General features: G+C 40.6%; 15 protein-coding genes. 12 read left to right on the top strand and 3 right to left on the bottom strand.

Features of this window, described 5'->3' with window-relative positions:
- The first annotated feature begins 182 nt into the window (after positions 1 to 182).
- The 4 genes from MSWH1_RS06910 to anfO all read left to right on the top strand — a co-directional run bounded on the left by MSWH1_RS06910 (position 183) and on the right by anfO (position 5,123).
- The gene (locus MSWH1_RS06910; RefSeq protein WP_048127247.1) at positions 183 to 2,615 is read left to right on the top strand and encodes a plasma-membrane proton-efflux P-type ATPase; all 2,433 of its coding nucleotides are present in this window, start codon (positions 183 to 185) and stop codon (positions 2,613 to 2,615) included.
- Between the two features lie 826 nt (positions 2,616 to 3,441).
- Positions 3,442 to 3,753 carry a hypothetical protein gene (locus MSWH1_RS19945; RefSeq protein ID WP_231585632.1) on the top strand — a complete coding sequence of 104 codons (312 nt, stop codon included), beginning with the start codon at positions 3,442 to 3,444 and terminating at the stop codon, positions 3,751 to 3,753.
- A 134-nt stretch (positions 3,754 to 3,887) separates the two neighbouring features.
- Positions 3,888 to 4,169 carry a MarR family transcriptional regulator gene (locus tag MSWH1_RS06900; RefSeq protein WP_048127243.1) on the top strand — a complete coding sequence of 94 codons (282 nt, stop codon included), beginning with the start codon at positions 3,888 to 3,890 and terminating at the stop codon, positions 4,167 to 4,169.
- Between the two features lie 324 nt (positions 4,170 to 4,493).
- Positions 4,494 to 5,123 (top strand): Fe-only nitrogenase accessory protein AnfO, encoded by a 630-nt coding sequence (gene anfO / locus MSWH1_RS06895; RefSeq protein ID WP_048130279.1) that lies wholly within the window; start codon positions 4,494 to 4,496, stop codon positions 5,121 to 5,123.
- A gap of 164 nt (positions 5,124 to 5,287) precedes the next feature.
- On the opposite strand, the gene MSWH1_RS06890 is transcribed toward anfO, so the two are convergent.
- Complete coding sequence (locus MSWH1_RS06890; protein ID WP_048127240.1) at positions 5,288 to 6,844, bottom strand: MAST domain-containing protein; 1,557 nt, start codon at positions 6,842 to 6,844, stop codon at positions 5,288 to 5,290.
- A gap of 786 nt (positions 6,845 to 7,630) precedes the next feature.
- On the opposite strand from MSWH1_RS06890, the gene pdxS reads away from it, so the two are divergent.
- The 8 genes from pdxS (at position 7,631) to MSWH1_RS06850 (ending at position 14,897) form a co-directional block, all read left to right on the top strand.
- Positions 7,631 to 8,527, top strand: a complete 897-nt coding sequence (gene pdxS / locus MSWH1_RS06885) for a pyridoxal 5'-phosphate synthase lyase subunit PdxS (protein WP_048127238.1) — start codon at positions 7,631 to 7,633, stop codon at positions 8,525 to 8,527.
- Positions 8,528 to 8,784: 257 nt separating this feature from the next.
- Entirely contained in the window at positions 8,785 to 9,384 is a 600-nt protein-coding gene (pdxT, locus tag MSWH1_RS06880; RefSeq protein ID WP_048127236.1) for a pyridoxal 5'-phosphate synthase glutaminase subunit PdxT, read from the top strand.
- Between the two features lie 332 nt (positions 9,385 to 9,716).
- Positions 9,717 to 10,124 (top strand): pyridoxamine 5'-phosphate oxidase family protein, encoded by a 408-nt coding sequence (locus tag MSWH1_RS06875; RefSeq protein WP_048127234.1) that lies wholly within the window; start codon positions 9,717 to 9,719, stop codon positions 10,122 to 10,124.
- A 532-nt stretch (positions 10,125 to 10,656) separates the two neighbouring features.
- Positions 10,657 to 10,866, top strand: a complete 210-nt coding sequence (locus tag MSWH1_RS19940) for a hypothetical protein (RefSeq protein WP_231591923.1) — start codon at positions 10,657 to 10,659, stop codon at positions 10,864 to 10,866.
- Positions 10,867 to 10,912: 46 nt separating this feature from the next.
- Positions 10,913 to 11,593 (top strand): winged helix-turn-helix transcriptional regulator, encoded by a 681-nt coding sequence (locus tag MSWH1_RS06865; RefSeq protein WP_156148096.1) that lies wholly within the window; start codon positions 10,913 to 10,915, stop codon positions 11,591 to 11,593.
- Positions 11,594 to 12,339: 746 nt separating this feature from the next.
- Positions 12,340 to 13,074, top strand: coding sequence for a hypothetical protein (locus tag MSWH1_RS06860; RefSeq protein ID WP_231591921.1), 735 nt, complete (start codon positions 12,340 to 12,342; stop codon positions 13,072 to 13,074).
- A 507-nt stretch (positions 13,075 to 13,581) separates the two neighbouring features.
- Positions 13,582 to 14,250, top strand: a complete 669-nt coding sequence (locus MSWH1_RS06855) for an outer membrane lipoprotein-sorting protein (protein ID WP_048124893.1) — start codon at positions 13,582 to 13,584, stop codon at positions 14,248 to 14,250.
- The gene (locus MSWH1_RS06850; RefSeq protein WP_048124894.1) at positions 14,247 to 14,897 is read left to right on the top strand and encodes a hypothetical protein; all 651 of its coding nucleotides are present in this window, start codon (positions 14,247 to 14,249) and stop codon (positions 14,895 to 14,897) included. Before MSWH1_RS06855 ends, MSWH1_RS06850 begins: the two co-directional genes overlap by 4 nt.
- Positions 14,898 to 15,475: 578 nt before the next feature.
- Here the strand turns inward: MSWH1_RS06850 and MSWH1_RS06845 are convergent.
- Complete coding sequence (locus MSWH1_RS06845) at positions 15,476 to 15,883, bottom strand: 30S ribosomal protein S6e (protein WP_048127231.1); 408 nt, start codon at positions 15,881 to 15,883, stop codon at positions 15,476 to 15,478.
- 134 nt (positions 15,884 to 16,017) lie between these two features.
- Positions 16,018 to 17,793, bottom strand: coding sequence for a translation initiation factor IF-2 (gene infB / locus MSWH1_RS06840; protein WP_048127230.1), 1,776 nt, complete (start codon positions 17,791 to 17,793; stop codon positions 16,018 to 16,020).
- Positions 17,794 to 17,808 lie beyond the last annotated feature (15 nt).

Below are 17,808 nucleotides of genomic sequence, written 5' to 3'. Positions count from 1 at the left end.
TAATAAAATTATCAGGCAGAAATTTGACTTTCAAATTCAAATTCAGCCAATTCAAACCTGGTCAAACATTTTTTATGAATATTATTGAGGGGAAGGGGAAAAACTAACTTAAGGTTCATTGTTAAGAATATTCATTATTGGGTATTTTTGATTAAGGGGACAATCATGGTTTGGGGGTATTTATGAAAGAAAAAGTGGAGCTCAAAGTTGACGAAATAAAGGATTTACCTGCAAGTGAAATCCTAAAAAAACTTGATTCCAGTAACAAGGGAATTTCTTCGTCGGAAGCTGAGAACCGGCTTAATCAGTATGGCTTTAATGAACTTGAAGAAAAGAAGGCAAACCCTCTTAAAAAATTTTTCAGTTATTTCTGGGGTCCCATCCCCTGGATGATCGAAATAGCAGCTGGAATTTCAGCGGTCATCCAGCGATGGGAAGATTTTGTGATAATCTCCTTACTCCTGCTCTTAAACGGGGTCGTGGGGTTCTGGCAGGAAAACAAGGCTGACAATGCCATTGAACTCCTTAAGCAAAAAATGGCCCTTAATGCCAGGGTACTTAGAGGAGGGCAATGGGCCCAAATACCTGCACAGAAACTCGTCCCCGGAGATGTAGTCCGCGTACGTTCGGGAGATATTGTGCCTGCCGACCTTAAGCTCCTCGAAGGAGAGTATCTGCAGGTAGATGAATCAGCCCTTACGGGGGAATCTCTGCCTGTAGAAAAAAAATCCGATGATATTGCCTATTCGGGATCCGTTATCCAGAAAGGGGAGATGAATGCACTGGTTGTTGCTACGGGCATGAATACCTATTTTGGAAAGACAACCAAACTGGTGGCCGAGATCCGGACCAGGAGTCACTTTCAAAAAGCGGTACTCAATATCGGAAATTACCTGATTGTCCTTGCAGGCTTTATTGTTGCGATTGTTTTAGTTATAGAAGAGCTTTTCAGGCACACTCCTTTTCTGGAAACCCTTCAGTTTGCTCTTGTTTTGATCGTAGCTGCAATTCCGGCAGCTCTTCCTGCTGTAATGTCCGTTTCAATGGCCGTGGGAGCCACTGAACTCGCAAAAAAAGGAGCTATTGTCAGCAAACTGGTCTCTATAGAGGAAATGGCTGGAATGGATGTTCTATGTTCAGACAAAACCGGCACAATCACCCAGAACAAATTAAAATTATCCGAATTCGTGCCTTTCGGAAGCTTTAAGGGAAACGACCTTCTGCTCTACGGCTCGCTTGCTTCAAGGGAGGAGGACAATGACCCGATAGATAATGCAATCCTCCTGAAGGCAAAGGTTGAAGAAACCGTTAAAGATAAAATAGGTTCTTATGAAGTTAAAGGGTTCACGCCATTCGACCCTGTCATAAAGCACACCGAGGCTACGGTTGAAGGGCCTGAAGGGGAATTAAAAGTTGCCAAAGGTGCTCCCCAGGTTATTCTGGACATGTCAGGTGATAAAGAAGAGATAGGGCAAAAAGTAAAAGAAAAAGTAGATTCTCTGGCTTCAAAAGGATATCGTGCCCTGGGAGTGTGTGTGGAAAAGGAGGGAAAATACAGATTTGCAGGGCTTCTGGGACTTTATGATCCACCGCATGAAGATTCCGCAGAGACCATAAAGACAGCAAACTCCCTTAACGTGGACGTGAAAATGGTAACCGGGGATCACATCGCCATTGCTAAGGAGATAGCAAGTCAGGTAGGCCTTGGCACGAATATAATTACAGCTGACGATTTCACAGAAAAATCTGATTCTGAAGCCCAGGAAATTGTAGAGAAAGCAGACGGGTTTGCCCAGGTCTTTCCCGAGCACAAATACAGGATCGTTGGACTCCTTCAGAAAGAAGGACATATCGTCGGCATGACAGGCGATGGAGTTAACGACGTACCTGCCCTGAAAATGGCTGATGCGGGAATTGCTGTTTCGGGGGCTACAGATGCTGCAAAATCAGCTGCAGATATCGTGTTTACAATATCAGGTCTCTCGGTCATTATTAATGCAATAAAGGAAAGCCGCAAAATATTCCAGAGGATGAAGAGCTATTCCATCTACAGAATTGCCGAAACTGTCCGGGTGCTTTTTTTTATTGCCACTACAATAATTGTGTTTAATTTTTATCCCGTAACCGCTGTAATGATTGTTTTGCTTGCAATTTTCAATGATGCTCCTATAATGGCTATTGCATATGATAATGTGCATTATTCTCAGAAACCAGAAAAATGGAACATGCGCGAAGTCCTGAAAATGTCCACATTTCTGGGAATTATAGGTGTGATTGCTTCATTCCTGATATACTATATTGGAGCCAGGGTTCTTTACCTCAGTCCAGGGGTACTGCAGTCTTTTATCTTCCTGAAACTTGCCGTAGCCGGGCACCTGACGATATTCGTTGCCCGCAACAGGGGACATTTCTGGTCCCCCCCTCCGGGAAAGCTCCTTTTTTGGGCTGCGGTAATTACAAAACTGCTGGCAACCCTGGTTGCAGTATACGGAATCTACGTGTCTGCTCTGGGATGGAAACTGGCAGGTTTTGTCTGGATCTATGCACTTGTAGCTTTCGTTATCACCGATTTTATGAAAGTGAGGTATTATAAGATAATGGATCGCAGAGGATGATTTCTACAAAATTGGCTTATGCCCACGGTGGTGATGTCAACTATGTCGTTTTTCCTTGCGAATGAATCGCGGTGATGGATGAGATCCGAATTTATTACGGATGTGCAGAAACATCTGTCTCCATGTTTAGCACAAAAATGAGCGATGTACTGGAATATATCCGTGCGTACCCTGAGGAACAGTGTCCTAGAGTATTACATATTTTTCGAGGGGAATAGGTGAAGGGTTTGGTTCTTTTTGAGGGGAATAGGTGAAGGGTTACTGGTTCTTTTTGAGGGGAATAGATGAAGGGTTTGGTTCTTTTTGAGGGGAATAGGTGAAGGGTTACTGGTTCTTTTTGAGGGGAATAGGTGAAGGGTCACTGGTTCGAAAAGGGAGTAAACATAGAATTGAGTGTTGGGGTTATTCAATTAAAGTTTTAGACCTAGAGGAGGACTAAGATAGTTTTTATATATATACATTTATAATCTATAGTGTACACAATATGATAACTTTATATCCGGGTATCAAGCCCTGGTGTACACAATATGATAACATTATATCCGGGTATCAAGCCCTGGGGCAAGTCTTTCAACGAGTATGTAAGGATGTTTAGCCTGACCCCTGCCGATCCAAGCGAAAGATTCTGGGTGCGGGTACGGTCCGGCAAGCTTCAACACAGAGCTTACGGAAAGAGGCGAGAATATCACATATATCGATCCTGTTTATTCTTTCAGTGCTTATCAGATCCAACAGAGGATCGGTGAAACCTGTTGTTATGTAATTGACACCCGGCGGAAGAACCAGGATAAATTCGTCTGGCAGGAAATCAACTCGGTTGAGGAGCTTGAAAGGCTCAGGATGCCAGCTGCTGGAGTTTCATCTGGTATCGCTGGCAGAATTGTGCAGGGTTTCAAGGGAAGTAAGAATATTTCCTCTGGTGGATGTAAACGGCAACCGATCACCAGACGCTGATCTTGGTATCGATTTTTTAAGCAGGAAAGCTAGAGGTGACGGAAGTAAAAGTAGCATACTAGTTCCAGAAGAGTGGAAATACGATGCTAAAAATTTGCTGAAATGTCCTGACGATAATTCAAATAAAAACTTATCCTTGCACGGTAACCCAAATCATCATAAATTTATCACACATTATCGATAGAACAGGGCATCCAAATATTGAGATGATTTTGTACAGATCTCTAATCTGTCCAATATAGCAATAAGTATATAACCGCAGATAGTTATTGAACTGAGAATCACATATAAAGAATAGCCACCTCTGGGATGATATCAATGGATTCAATGGAAAAAATATTTGGTAAAACCGCACAGATGACAGTCCTTAAAAACCTGATCGAAAACCAGAACGAACCGACCTACCTTTCAGGAATAGCCGAAGCAACCGGGTTGTCTCACTCCAGTGTATCAAGGGTCATCACACCTTTGATCGAGTCAGGCGTTATCCTGGAAAAACCCCTCGGAAAGCAAATCCGAACTTTCCAGCTAAACATGGACAGCGAAGCAGCAAAGTTAATAGTGGAGTTTTACAACAAAATCAACCAGATAGTAAATTAAGTCTGAATAATAAGATTAAGTCTGAATTGTAAGATCGCGGGAAGTTGACATTCAAAATCGGATGGACTTACTGATCTTTCATAAACCCTTAACAGGGGGATCTGTTAAATCTTAAGATTTAGCGGATAGTTGACTCCAGACTTTAGATAGATATCTGACTTACATGTTGTAGGTTCAGGATATCTTTTTTATTGCTTTTTTTAACAGTTGAATGCCAATATATAGTTTCAAATTCATTTTCTTGAATCAGAAATACAATGTATCATTACTCTGTGCTATTACTTTGTACTTTTACAGGTTATTTTTATGAAAGGAGGATGCACCTTGAAAATTGCAGTTGTGGAAAACGATAACCAGCAAACGAGTTCAATATTCAAACCTGGGTTCATTGCAGTATATGAGGAAGACGGCGGGGAATGGAAGGTCCTGAACCGTTTTGAAAATCAAGTTTTCAATGCGAAAGGAATGGCTGCTGTACGCACGGCTGTAGCAGATACCGTAAAGCAGCTTGGTGATGTAAAAGTAGTGGTTGCAAGTGAAATCCCGGGAATTGCTTCTGGCACTTTTCAGGCAGCAGGTTTTGACATCTTCCTTGTGGAAAGCGGCGTGCTGGATGTTCTTGATTCGATCAAAAAAGAGATGCTTGAGGCAATTGAGAAGCGGCAGGAAGAACCCTGCAAGTTTGACATCATGGAATTTCTGGAACCCGGTGTGAATAAAGGTGATTTTTCGATTAATATAGAAGAAATCATGTTTAAGAATCCGGATTTGACTTCAAAGAGAATTCTGATCCCCTATCTAAAAAATGGAGAATTCAACAGGCTGGATGTTGTTTGCAGTCATACTCCAAAGTGGTTTGTCACAGATTTAGGGACCATGGGGTTTCAATATGAAACTGTGAAGGAATTGCTGAATAGAAAGACCGTTAGAATAGTGCGTGTACAAACTCAGTGAAAACTAAAAACCTCAAAAACGCAATCAAAGGCGTTGACCATTGGAATTAGTTAATTCCTATATGTGGCAGAGTTAAGGTAATAAATCAGGAATCTGAAATAAAAATCCCAATCTTTGAGGGATAAGATTACCGGACTCCTGATACAGAACTCATGTGCTGGGTTTTATTTCCTGTGTCTCAGCCCGTATGCTATTGCCAGACCTGTAACTGCAAACCCTAACTCAAAAGCTGGAGAAGGTTCTGTTTCCCCTTCTTCATCCTGAGCTACAGGCTCGGTTTCCAGGTCCTCTTCATCCAGGACCGTTTCCAGATTTGCTGAACCTTCCTCTCCTTCGGGCTCAAGATCTATTATAATCTCGTGTTCCGAAAACTGCGGGATATATACTGCAATTGAAGCTGTTCCATTTTCGTATAACCTGTAGCAAAGGGAGCTGTTTCCGCCTGCAAAGAGTTCGTCAATGCTGTCAGCTTCTTCAATTATTGCACCGTCATATCTGAGCCTCAGACGGTCGGGATTGGTGAGGTTAATGGTTTCATTGTCTACATTTATACAAATGACTCTTCCAGCTGGCATTTCAGATTCGACACCAAGTACAATGCGGTCCCGATCCCTTTCCCTCACTTTCAGGTCAACTGGGGCGTAATTCGTGACCGGAACATAATCCGAACCTGCACGGAGAACTATCTCAGCTCCGAATCTTCCGGTTGCTATTTCCCTGTTAAGCACCTGATGCATGTAGGTATAATTATTACTGTATCTGTATCCGGTCTGCATCAATGAAGGCAGCATCGGGATTGCCCTGAACATTACCACACTATCTTCTACGAGATAGACTATGATTTTGTCTTCTGAGATTTCTGCTTCAGTTCCGTTAATAGATACATCAGAATTTTCGGCAAGGGGATTACTGAAAAACAGGAGGTATCCCTCGAAATTATCGGAGGTAATTTTTATGGGAATTGCATTCTCAAACCCGCTGGAAATAGTCTCTTCCAGGCTTGCCGTTATTCCCTCTGCAAGGTTGTAAGTAACTGTTTTATCTGCAAAAGCCCTTACCTGGAAAATCCCCATAGGAGAATCCTGAATCAGGATCTGGCTGTCAACGCCCTGGTAAAAGGCTGTTGTTTCTGTAATCTGTTCGTCAAGGTACTCAAAGTCCAAAATCTCAACCGAATCAAAGAGCAGGCTTCCTCCTACAGCGAAATGTTCTATTGCCCCGCTTTCGTTGAAGGTGAAAGTGGTAAAGTTTCCACAGGCACAATTTCCCTGACGCATGAAATACATCCCATTGCCTCTACCTGCTCTCATTACCTGAATGACTTGCTGGCGCATCAAGAGCCTTTCCCTCAGGTTAAGGGTCGTATTCAGCTGCTGCATATTCATTACCATGTAACTGGCAATTTCCTGCCCTGAGACCCCATACAGCTCTTCAATCTCCAGAATGGTAAGCTGCATATCCATATCTTCCGGAAGCTCAAGGTCAGAGATCGCATCTCCAACCTGAACCCCGAAGATCTCTGTGGCTTCTTCAAAAGTCATTGACCCAAAACCATCAAACCTGCCGTCATACTGCGCAAAACCGTAACCCTGCCTTATTCCAGAACCCATTCCCGGACCTGGACCGCCTACCGGCCCCATCTGGGCATGTGCCGGTAACACGCTAAGTACGGTAAGCAAAAAAACACATAACAATAATACAACCAGACGTTTAATCTTCATTTTCCAGTTCCCCCGAACGTAAGTAAATATTAATTGCCTGAAATTAGTAATTGCCTGAAATTAGTAAGTACCTGAAATCCAGAAACTATCCGGAAAAAAATAATCTGTATATGATGACTCAGCACATCTTATAATTATTTTTTCATGTATTCCCTCGCATATCTGTCTAAAACCTCTATATATTAAAGAAACATATACCCCTTTAAAAATAACTTTACATCTTATCTCTCCGGTAATTTACAAAAACTTTATATCAAAGAGTTGAGCGTTGGAGATTCAGATTTTATTTCTGTGTTTTATTGCAGGAATCATATCAAACACTACCGGATATATTATGAAGACTGAAATTATATGAAGACTAAGATAGTTAACCCAAACCAAAAAGTCAACTTATAAAAGTTATTTTTGGAAGTACTGCAAAGAATTACATTAAGGCTCCAGAGTACATCGGGATAAATAACCTGAGGTACAGGACAGTTATTAAAGATGTTAACTCTCACCTGAGATACAGGACAGTTATTAAAGATGTTAACTCTCCATATATAATATAAAAAATTTTAAATCATTGTAAGTTAATTTGTACTGAACTCTACAATTAAGGAATAGCTTAAATAATGCTTTTAACTATTGAGCGTATTCACAATTCACTGGAGAAACAGCATACTGAAAACCGCAACCTGTTGGTTGTAACTGGTGGAAAGGGCTTGATGGCCGTTTCACCTGTGGGAAATACTTCCCACGGTATTATATCTTAGAAATCTGATCAAAACAAAGAGGATGACATTCATGGACTTTGAAAAATTGAGACATGGGACCGAACTTATCAAGCGGGGCTTTGCACGGATGCAGAAGGGGGGTGTGATCATGGACGTTACAACTCCAGAACAGGCCAGGATCGCAGAAGAAGCCGGAGCAGTTGCTGTTATGGCCCTTCAGGCTGTCCCTGCAGATATTAGAAAAGAAGGTGGAGTTGCCCGTATGGCAGACCCCGAAATCGTCCAGCAGATCATTGATACGGTTACCATCCCTGTAATGGCAAAGGCAAGGATCGGACACTTTGTCGAAGCCGAAATTTTAGAGGCACTCGGCGTTGACATGGTAGATGAGTCCGAAGTCCTTACTCCTGCCGATCCTTTCTATCACATAGACAAAACACAGTTTACAGTGCCCTTTGTCTGCGGAGCCAGAAACCTCGGAGAAGCCCTCCGCAGGATCAACGAAGGAGCAGCCATGATCCGGACGAAAGGAGAAGCCGGTACAGGTGACGTCAGCCAGGCAGTAAAGCACATGAAGCAGATTCAGGGGGAAATCCGTGCCCTTGCAGGCAAGACCAAAGAAGAACTTATAATGGTTGCCAGGGAAATCGAAGCTCCTATCGAACTTGTTATGGAAACCGCTAAAATGCAGCGCCTGATTGTAGTAAACTTTGCAGCCGGCGGAGTTGCAACCCCTGCAGATGCAGCTCTTATGATGCGCCTTGGTGCAGACGGGGTTTTTGTAGGCTCAGGTATTTTCAAAGCCGAAAACCCTGAAAAGATGGCAAAAGCAATCGTTGAAGCTGTAAATAACTACGATAACCCTGCAAAACTTGCCGAGATTTCAAAAGGCATAGGCGCCGGAATGAAAGGCATCAGTGTAGACACGATCCCTGTCGAGGAAGCTCTTCAGGAACGCGGCTGGTGAAATCCACTAATTAACCCCGAGCGGAAATACCCGAGTTTCGCTGCCCGAATTGCGACTCGGGAGCCCGCGGTCCTTTTCGCTGCGCTCAAGCGGATTAATTTGTGGGTTATGCAGTGAACTCCGCTCAAGCGGACTTATAATTCAATTTTTTAAAAACATATTTATTCTTGCAGTTTTGTAAGAATTAAATCAATTTATTTTTTTAGGGTTTTTGATTCAACAAATAAATGATTAATTTCTGGAAAATGGTGTTTTTAATGAAAATAGGTGTAATCGCTATTCAGGGAGCGGTTTCTGAGCATGTTGATGCTTTGAAGAGAGCCCTTGCAGAGAGAGGGGTTGAGGCTGAGGTAGTTGCGATTAAGCATAAGGGAATTGTGCCGGAGTGCAGCGGAATTGTGATTCCTGGCGGGGAGAGTACGACGCTTTGCAGGCTGCTCGCTCGTGAGGGGATTGCAGAGGAGATTAAGGAGGCGGCTGCAAGGGAAATTCCGATTCTCGGGACCTGTGCAGGGCTGATTGTGCTTGCAAAGGAAGGGGATGAGCAGGTGGCAAAGACCAGCCAGGAACTGCTCGGGATTATGGATACAAGGGTTAACAGGAACGCTTTTGGGAGACAGAGAGATTCTTTTGAGGCGGAACTTGAAGTTGATATTCTTGATTCTCCTTTTACCGGGGTGTTTATCCGGGCTCCTGGAATCGTAAGCTGTGGGCCTGGCGTGAAGGTGCTTTCCAGGCTTGAAGAAATGATTATTGCTGCAGAGCAGGGAAATGTGCTGGCTCTGGCATTCCACCCGGAATTAACTAATGATTTGCGAATCCACCAATATTTCCTGGATAAGATTTTAAACTGTTGATAGGCACATGGGTCAGGTTTAAGGTTTTGTTTCCGGAAGCTGACCCTCTATATCTTTTCCTCTTGTCTTCATTACTTTTATCCTGTTTTCTTTTCCCCTATCTCATTTCTTCACTTTTGCTTCATTTAACTATCTTTTCTCCACATTCTCATACTTTTTCTATTTTTTTCCATAATTTTCAATATTTTTTCTATCATTTTCCAATATTTTTTATTTAGGGGACTAAACGCAGGACTTAAAAAACATTTCAATTATTTCTTTTTAGTACCTTCAAAGTTATATATTCATTGTAGCCATATTAATAAAATAGATTCAATGAAGGAGTGAAGTTAATGGTCAAATTAAGCAGCGAAATGACAGAAGATTTTGCAAAAATGAAAATATTTCCCTTTGCAACGGCTTCCGGAAACGGAGATCCCAACGTAATACCAATCGGCTTTTGTAAGCTCCAGGAAGACAGAGAAACGATCTGGATTGCAGATAACTACTTTTATAAGACCCGCAAGAACCTTGAAGAAAACCCGAGGGGTGCAATCTATGTCTGGGGGCCCGAGGTCAAGGGGTGCTACCAGATAAAAGGAGACTTTGAGATCAAAACCGAAGGAGAAGACTATGAGAAGATGCATAAGATGGTCAAGAGCATGGGAGACAGGTTCCCTGCAAAAGCCCTTGCCGTCATGAAGATCACGGAAGTTTATGAGTGCAAATCCGGAGCAGGAGCCGGAAAGCAGCTTCTTTGAAGTCTCTCAGAATAATTTATAATACTTATGATTTTATTCTGACGTTGAGGACGAAAATACATCCTCACAATATCTCTTTTTTTGACGAAATATGCCGGATAGAGGGTCTTACAGCGTCTTTTTTCTGACAATCCTTTTAATTTATTAACAATCTTTCATAAAGACTGTAACAATGATTGTTTGAGAGTTTACACAGAAGCTATATATAGCCGGACTTTCAATCTTTTTTTGGACGATAATATGAAATGATGGAAAATATTAATATTATGCATAATTATAGGATTAATTTCTGTTCCTGCGGTTTCAGCCGAAGAGGAATACGCGGAAAATTCTGACACGGAAGATGTTCCGGCTTTTTCTGGAATAGAGTACATTGTTAGTCCCTGGGTAGAAAATTCTCTTAGTACTGAAAATTCCGTTTATTCTCTACGATCAACCCAGTACATAATCCAGGGGCAGACTATAACTCACAATGTAAACGTAGGCTCAGGAGTAGATTATCTTGAAGTGGATTTGAACTGGGGGGATACGAGTGATTCCCTGGCTCTTAGCATTTACACCCCATCAGGAAGCAAAATCGGAACCTTACCGGGATAACTATGACGGAAGTGTGAACGGCAGGATACGCCTTAATATAGATCCCTCACAGGGATATGTGGAACAGGGAACATGGATGTTCAAAGTCTACGGAGAATCGGTTAGTGGTACTGAAGATTACACGTTTACTGTTGCGCAGCATTAATTGCAGGAGAATCTATCTCCTTCTCTTTTTTTCTTTATTTTTAATAATGGCAGCCGGAGCTACGGAATATATCGTAAGCCCAGCACCAGGTGATGAATTTGGAGTATCCGTAGCCGGAGAGGATGTACAGATATTAGAAGATACCGTAATACCCTACTGGCAGTTTTTGCTCTGGCTGGCAGCGATGAATATCCTGTCGGTAATAGATACATTACTGTACCCTGGGAGGATTATTTTCGTAATACTCGGATTCAAGATTACAGAACGTGTAAATATACTTGACAACCCTAACCGGAATTGCATTTATGCTTATATAATAACTAAACCTGGAGCTTATTTTAGCGAGATTGTGAAAAACACAGGATTGAACAGAGGGACAGCACTGTATCACATAAGTATCCTGGAAACCCAAAACAAAATTGAAACTTATGAGGATGGCGGGAAAATAAGATATTTCCAGAACAACTCCATGTATAGCGAAAAGGAAAAAAAAATTCTTGTGACTTTTCAAAACATTACTAATCAAAGGATAATTTCAGAAATACTAAATGGTAAGAGTAATACCAACTTGACTCTGGCCCGGGAAATTGGAGTTTCCAAGGGTACAATTAGCTGGTATGTGAAGAATCTTAAGGAAATTGGCCTTATAAAGGAAACAAATAGGGGAAGGGGAGTAATATATAAAATAAATACTTCATACAAAAACTTAATAGAGAAATACAAGTAAAGTACCGGTCCGTTCCATAGTACTAATGTACCAAAAAGCTTTTGAATATGTTAACTGCAATCTCACTAAAATCTCTTTTTGGGTCTGAATATTTTTTTCTTTCAATTCCTGATTTCTTGAACTCCTAACCTGCCTTATTTTTGGAATAAGGAGTTGAATATTGCTTGCAGTTTCAGTAATAAAAGCAAAATTCCCTTGTACTGATCATGCTGTTTGTTTTACAATTTTCCCGATTGGAGCCGGCTTTTCTCACTTCATGACTAAAAAATCGTCAGCAACAATATTGCAGGGCTAGAAAAACCTTGTAGAGTTCAGTTTTACTTTATTTCCGCTAGAAGAATATAGTGCCTTAAAAAAGTATTGACCATTCTTTCTAAAAGGAATGTCCAAACATCGAAGATACAGCACAAATCGATAGGTTGTGAGTAACATTATTTATAGCTTCTGTGTGAGCTCTCAAACTATTTTTTTATTAACTTATTTCAGGTTTGTAATATTTTCTTATGCCTGATTGTTTGAGAGTTTACACATAAAACTTTTAAAGGATTATGGATTTCTGGAAAGTGGGAACGTTTTGCAGGATTCAGTAGAGTTTGAGAGCAATGCTGAACCCTGCGTGCCCGAAGGCAAGAAGTACATGACTTTAAATCTATTTTAAAGTTTGTTTCTTGCCTCTTAAACAAAAATAAAAGAGGTGAAATAAATTGAGATTAAATAGCAAAATCCGAAAGATCAGCGGGCTTTTTATGATAATGCTCGTTGTAGGTATGATACTGGTTACGCCTGCGATGGCTTGTCCGGCTGGGACACCTTGCGATTTCACTGCAAGTGGGATTGAAAAGAATGAGATAACAGGAATGGAAAAGTACGAAAATATTGCTTTTGCTCTAAATCTTAAAGATGTTCAAAAACTTTCAGGAAGTCCTTCTGCCACAGACTTGAAACAAATTGAAGATGGTGCTAAAGTTTATTCCCTAGAAAAAACACTGGAAGATGGGTCTGTAGATTATGTGACAGGAGTTATATTGCCAGTAGAAGTTATTGCTGAGGATAATATCTCTGTTCAAATATCCAATGTTTTTGTAATATGGAGTGATGAAAAACCTGCACAAGTAATGAGTTCTACACAAATTTTTGAAGATAAAACATTGAAAGAATTAACTTTAAGTAGAGTAAGTGACGATGGAGAAATTCTCAATACACAAATTGTGAGCAAAGGAGCTATAATTGGAGATGCCAATGCAGACTTCTTTACCACTAGTACAAAAGATGGTTACTGGACCTGTGTTGGGAATGAGATTATCGATGACTGTCTTTGCTCAGTTTTAGGTATTGTTTGTCCTCCTGGAACACCCTCAATATGTGACGTTTGTTTAACATTGCTTACGCCTTGTTACTATATGCCTTCGATTCTAACTTGTTCACCAGCTGCACTTTGCATGGGTCTTGAAATAGCAGTTGTAATGGCACAGTGTTATTAATGTGACATATACAAGGTTCAAATCCAATAACATTAGAACTTATTGCTAATTGATGCATATATAAATTGAATACTAGTACATCGATTTCAAAGTACATTCACAAACAAGAACCACGGATGGACATGGATGGACACGGATAAACACGGATTACAACCATCAGTGTTCATTTGTGTTTATCCGTGGTTTATTCTCACATTTTGGAATCGATACACTAGTAACTATTCACTAACTAAACACTCAAACTACTACTGTTAGCCCCTTTTCAATATGTAGATTAATTCCATTTTGGTTTCATTTAGTGGGCAAAGTTGAATCATTAGGGTTACTTGTTGGAACTAAATAGTTGCGAATATTTAATAATATAAAAACATCAATTAACTATTAAGTTCAAGAAAAACTATATACAAATAAATATTTCTATGTATTCAGACAATTGTGTGTCTGAACTGAAAAAATACTTAATGTTTATGAGAGGTGAAAACCTCTCATTTTTTATGAGGAGAGAAAATGGTACCAAAAAAGAGTTTATTCCTTGCTTTTGCAATAATTATTTTTGCAATTTTTTATTATGGTTTTGAAGAAAGAGTGAACTCAGAATCGATCTCTAAAAACTTAATAAATAAACAGCAAGATATATATGATATATCTTATGATGAAAAATTGACTATGTTTATAGGAAATGAATCTATAACCACCGAATCTAGTTTTCTAATCAAAAAGCCTAATATGTATAAAAGAGTCGACCGGGTAAATTCTTCCATATGTTTAACAATTGGTTCAGATGGAATACTAACATGGGAATACGATCCGATTAAAAACAAAACATGGTTAATGAATAACTCTTCTCAAAATTCATTACATTCCACTCCAACATATAGTGAATTTATTGATTCTATTTCAGATAATTGTACTATAAACTACAAAGGTATTGAATATTTAGGAGAAGTCAAAACTTATAAGCTCGAAGTAATTTCGAGTAAACTAAGCGAACCTGAAGGCCGGCATCGTCTTTTATGGATTGATCCCAAAATCTGGATGCCGCTAAAGATCCAAAGTTATAACGGTGACAAACTTCTGATGACACTAGAATATGAGAATTATTCTATAAATTCAGGCATAAAAGATACTGAATTTAAATTTAAACCTCCAGAAGGTACAGAGGTGGTCAATATATGAATATAGATTATATTGTAAAAGAAGAATTATTGCGTTCATTTCCAGTATTTTTTATTAGTTTTTTAATAATCGGGCTACTAAATAGGGAAGGATATATCCCGCTACGGATGTCAGGGGTATTTATTCTGGCCCTCTTTTTTACAGCTATCCATTTCTCTTTTATGGTCTGGTATAGAAAAAAGGAACAAATCGATAACAATAATATTTCCTTTATAATTAACCATATTTTGAGCTCAAAGTCTCATGACGAAAAAATCACAGAGCTCTATAAAGATGAAAAAACTAAAATTTCCTCGTCAATTCGAGAACATATGGGTCTTCTAATTATTACAATACTTCTGTATCTCGCTTACCTTTACGCTTCTTTAGTTTACAATATAGATCAAATATTCTGGTTTTTGGTTATACTATTTACTGGAAGCACACTATCTAAAATAATATATGGTGAGAGAAAAGCAAATCAAAAAGATCCTATGAGATTGCTGATTTTCTACGTAATCGCATGTGCTTTCATTTTTGTACGTTACCTTGTTCTTGGCTATCCTATTCTTCCTATTTTGAAAGGAAGTATAATTCTTGGAATATTACTGATATTTTTGGTTTTAGGAATAAAATGGTCGCAGCGTAAACAGAATTCAGATAACTAAGTTTCCTGTATAATTGGCATACACAGATTTGTGAACTGAAAAAGTTATACTTAAAGGGATTTTCATGAAAAGCAGTTCGCATACAATAACCGCAATAGCTGTTTAGGACTTACGCAGTTTAACTGAAAACCATAAGCGGAAAATACTGAACAATGAGACAAAAATTCCCAAAGAAGAAATTACTGAAGAAAATCTAAAAACGTTAATTGATGAATATCTTGTGGAAAAGGAAAACAATACTGAATATATCGTAGAAGACATAAAGGAAAATAGACATGACAATGAGTATATAAATACAAAATTAAATTTACCTATTCTCTCGGCCTTTTTGCAGGGTTTTCACCCTGTTTGATGGCTATACTGGGGTTTCTTTTAATTATGATTTAAGCTATGATACAAAAATAACTATAAGGTCAAAACAAAAACAAAAACAAAAACAAAAACAAAAACAAAAACAAAAACAAAATCAAAATCAAAAACAAAAACAAAAACAAAAACAAAAACAAAATCAAAAAACAGTAAACATCAAAAGAAAAATAAAGAGTATTTTAAATCCCGCCCGAAGGCGGAACTTGAAATCACTCTGCTGGAGCTTCTTCTGCGGTTTCGAGGCCGAGAAGAGCCCTGATGGATTTGCTTCCGTATTCAACGACTTTGGCGTTGATCTGGACGATGTCAGGAGCAATTTCCCTGCCACGCATCATCTTTCTTCTGCGCTGTCCCGGATGTTTGGGGACATAGCCGACGCCTACTGCCAGCAGAATTCTCTGTCTTCTGGGGCCTGGAAGGTCCGGTTTCATAACAAAACCGCTGCCATCGCAGCCGCCAGTGATCTTAACTTTGTAGCCGGCGAGCCCGAAAATGGCACCGTCAACAACGTCACCTATTGATTTTCCAATTAAAGCGTTTGCTTCAGCGTCCTTAATGTCGATCTGATAAGCATGCGCTTCTTTTGGGTCAGAAACTACAACTTTGAAATTTGCCATGTGAAATCCTCCAATCAGATTTATCTGTAATAATTCCTTTGCCTTACCTTGCCTTCGTTATCTGAATTTTTACCTGACTCTTCAATTGAATCCTTGCTGAATCCGGAATATGCTGCTGCCCTGCATATCAACCATTACTTTGCCCAGAAAGGATTATCTTTTCGTTTGAGTCCAAGGAAAATATCAAAAGTTTCCTTTTCATCGGTTGAAAGGGAATTGTAGATTTCGTGCTCAAGGACTTTGGCATGCCTCTCAGGCACGTTCATATAGAGCACGTCTCCTTCTTTGATCTGCCTGCCTACGGTTGCACCGTCAATAGCCATCGCAACTTCTTTGCCTACCCTTGCAGAAGGAATATTTTCTCCATCGGACTGCAGACCCTTGATCTTACCCACAACGTTCCCGTTTTCAAGCATGACCTCTGCATTTGTCCGCACGACTCCTCCAAGAACCCTTACCCCGACGACGGCGGGTTTGCTCTGGCGGAACACGCATCCGGGAAGAATTTTGAACTTTCCGGGGCGAATTATCGTTTCGAAAATCTTCTTTTCAGCCAGTTCCTGCTGTTCCTTTACGTATTTCTCATAATCTTCAATCAGGCGGTAGATCACATTATTTGTGAATACCTTTACACTGCTTTCCTGCAGGAAATCTCTGGCGTCAGGGTGAACCTTTACATTGAAACCTATAAGCACAGAATAAAGGGGGTCTTCAACTGTTGAAGCCTCAATCGCGTCCCTGTGGGAGATGTCTCCTACTTCAGCTTTCCTGATAGGGACTTCATCTTTCTGGAACTCGTGGACAAGGGCTTCAAGGGAGCCAAGAGTATCTGCTTTAATCATTATCCCAACTGAACCCGTATCAATCCTGACCTCATCGATTTCAGACTTTACCTGAGCTACAATCTCTTCAAGGGTTTCTTCCGTTGCAACCCTTATGGGAGCGCCTGCAAGTGCGCCTTCCAGGTCAGGAGCCGAGATCTTCACACCGACTGCAGCAGTGACCTTCTTAACCTGCTGGAACTTGCTCTCGTAACGGATTTCGGAAAGTTCCCTTGGCTTTAAAAGAGCCCTTACCTTTGTCTGGATAGGCTCGCCCAGGCTTCCAATAACAACCGTATCTCCTTTCTTTAATGTGCCATCGTAGAGAATAACGTCGAGGGTTGCTCCGAGGCCTTTTTCTTCCTTTACCTCAAGGACAGTCCCTACTCCCGGGCCTTTGGCACTGTACTGAAGGTTTGCCTCCAGGAACCTCTGAGCAAGACCTAAAAGCACCATGAGGACATCAGGAATGCCTTCCCCTGTAAAAGCACTTACAGGGACTACGCCCAGAGTGTTCTGGAAATTCGTAACCCGGTCATAACGCTCTGCTGCAAAGCCCTGGTTATAGAGTTCACCTATTACCTCGTAGAGCTTTGTTTCAAGCCGTGCCTGGACATCCCCTGACTGCTTTTTGAAGGTAGCTGCAAAAGGCATGTTCTTCTGTGGAACCCAGCCGCCGATCCTGTCGATCTTGTTGGCAACGACAACAAAAGGAGTTTTGAACCTTTTTAAGATCTGCAGGCTTTCGTAGGTCTGGGGTTTAAAACCTTCATTTATATCAACAACAACAATTGCAAGATCGGCAAGAGCGCCTCCCCTGCTCCTGAGGGTTGTAAAGGCATGGTGTCCCGGAGTATCAATAAAAAGCAGCCCCGGAACCATGAAGCGTTCCCTTAATCTTGGATCTCCGAGCTTGTCGACAATCACGTCTATAGGAACTTCAGTAGCTCCGATATGCTGGGTAATCGCCCCAGCTTCTCCACTGACAATTGCAGTACCCCTGATCTTGTCGAGCAGAGTGGTTTTCCCGTGGTCGACGTGCCCCATCACGCAGACTATAGGAGTCCTGAGATTTTTCTTGTCGGTCATATACAAAACCTCTCT

The sequence above is a fragment of the Methanosarcina sp. WH1 genome (assembly GCF_000970005.1).
In the GTDB taxonomy this organism is placed as follows: Archaea; Halobacteriota; Methanosarcinia; order Methanosarcinales; family Methanosarcinaceae; genus Methanosarcina.
Note: the sequence above shows the minus strand (reverse complement) of the source record. Positions and strands in the feature narration are given on the sequence as shown.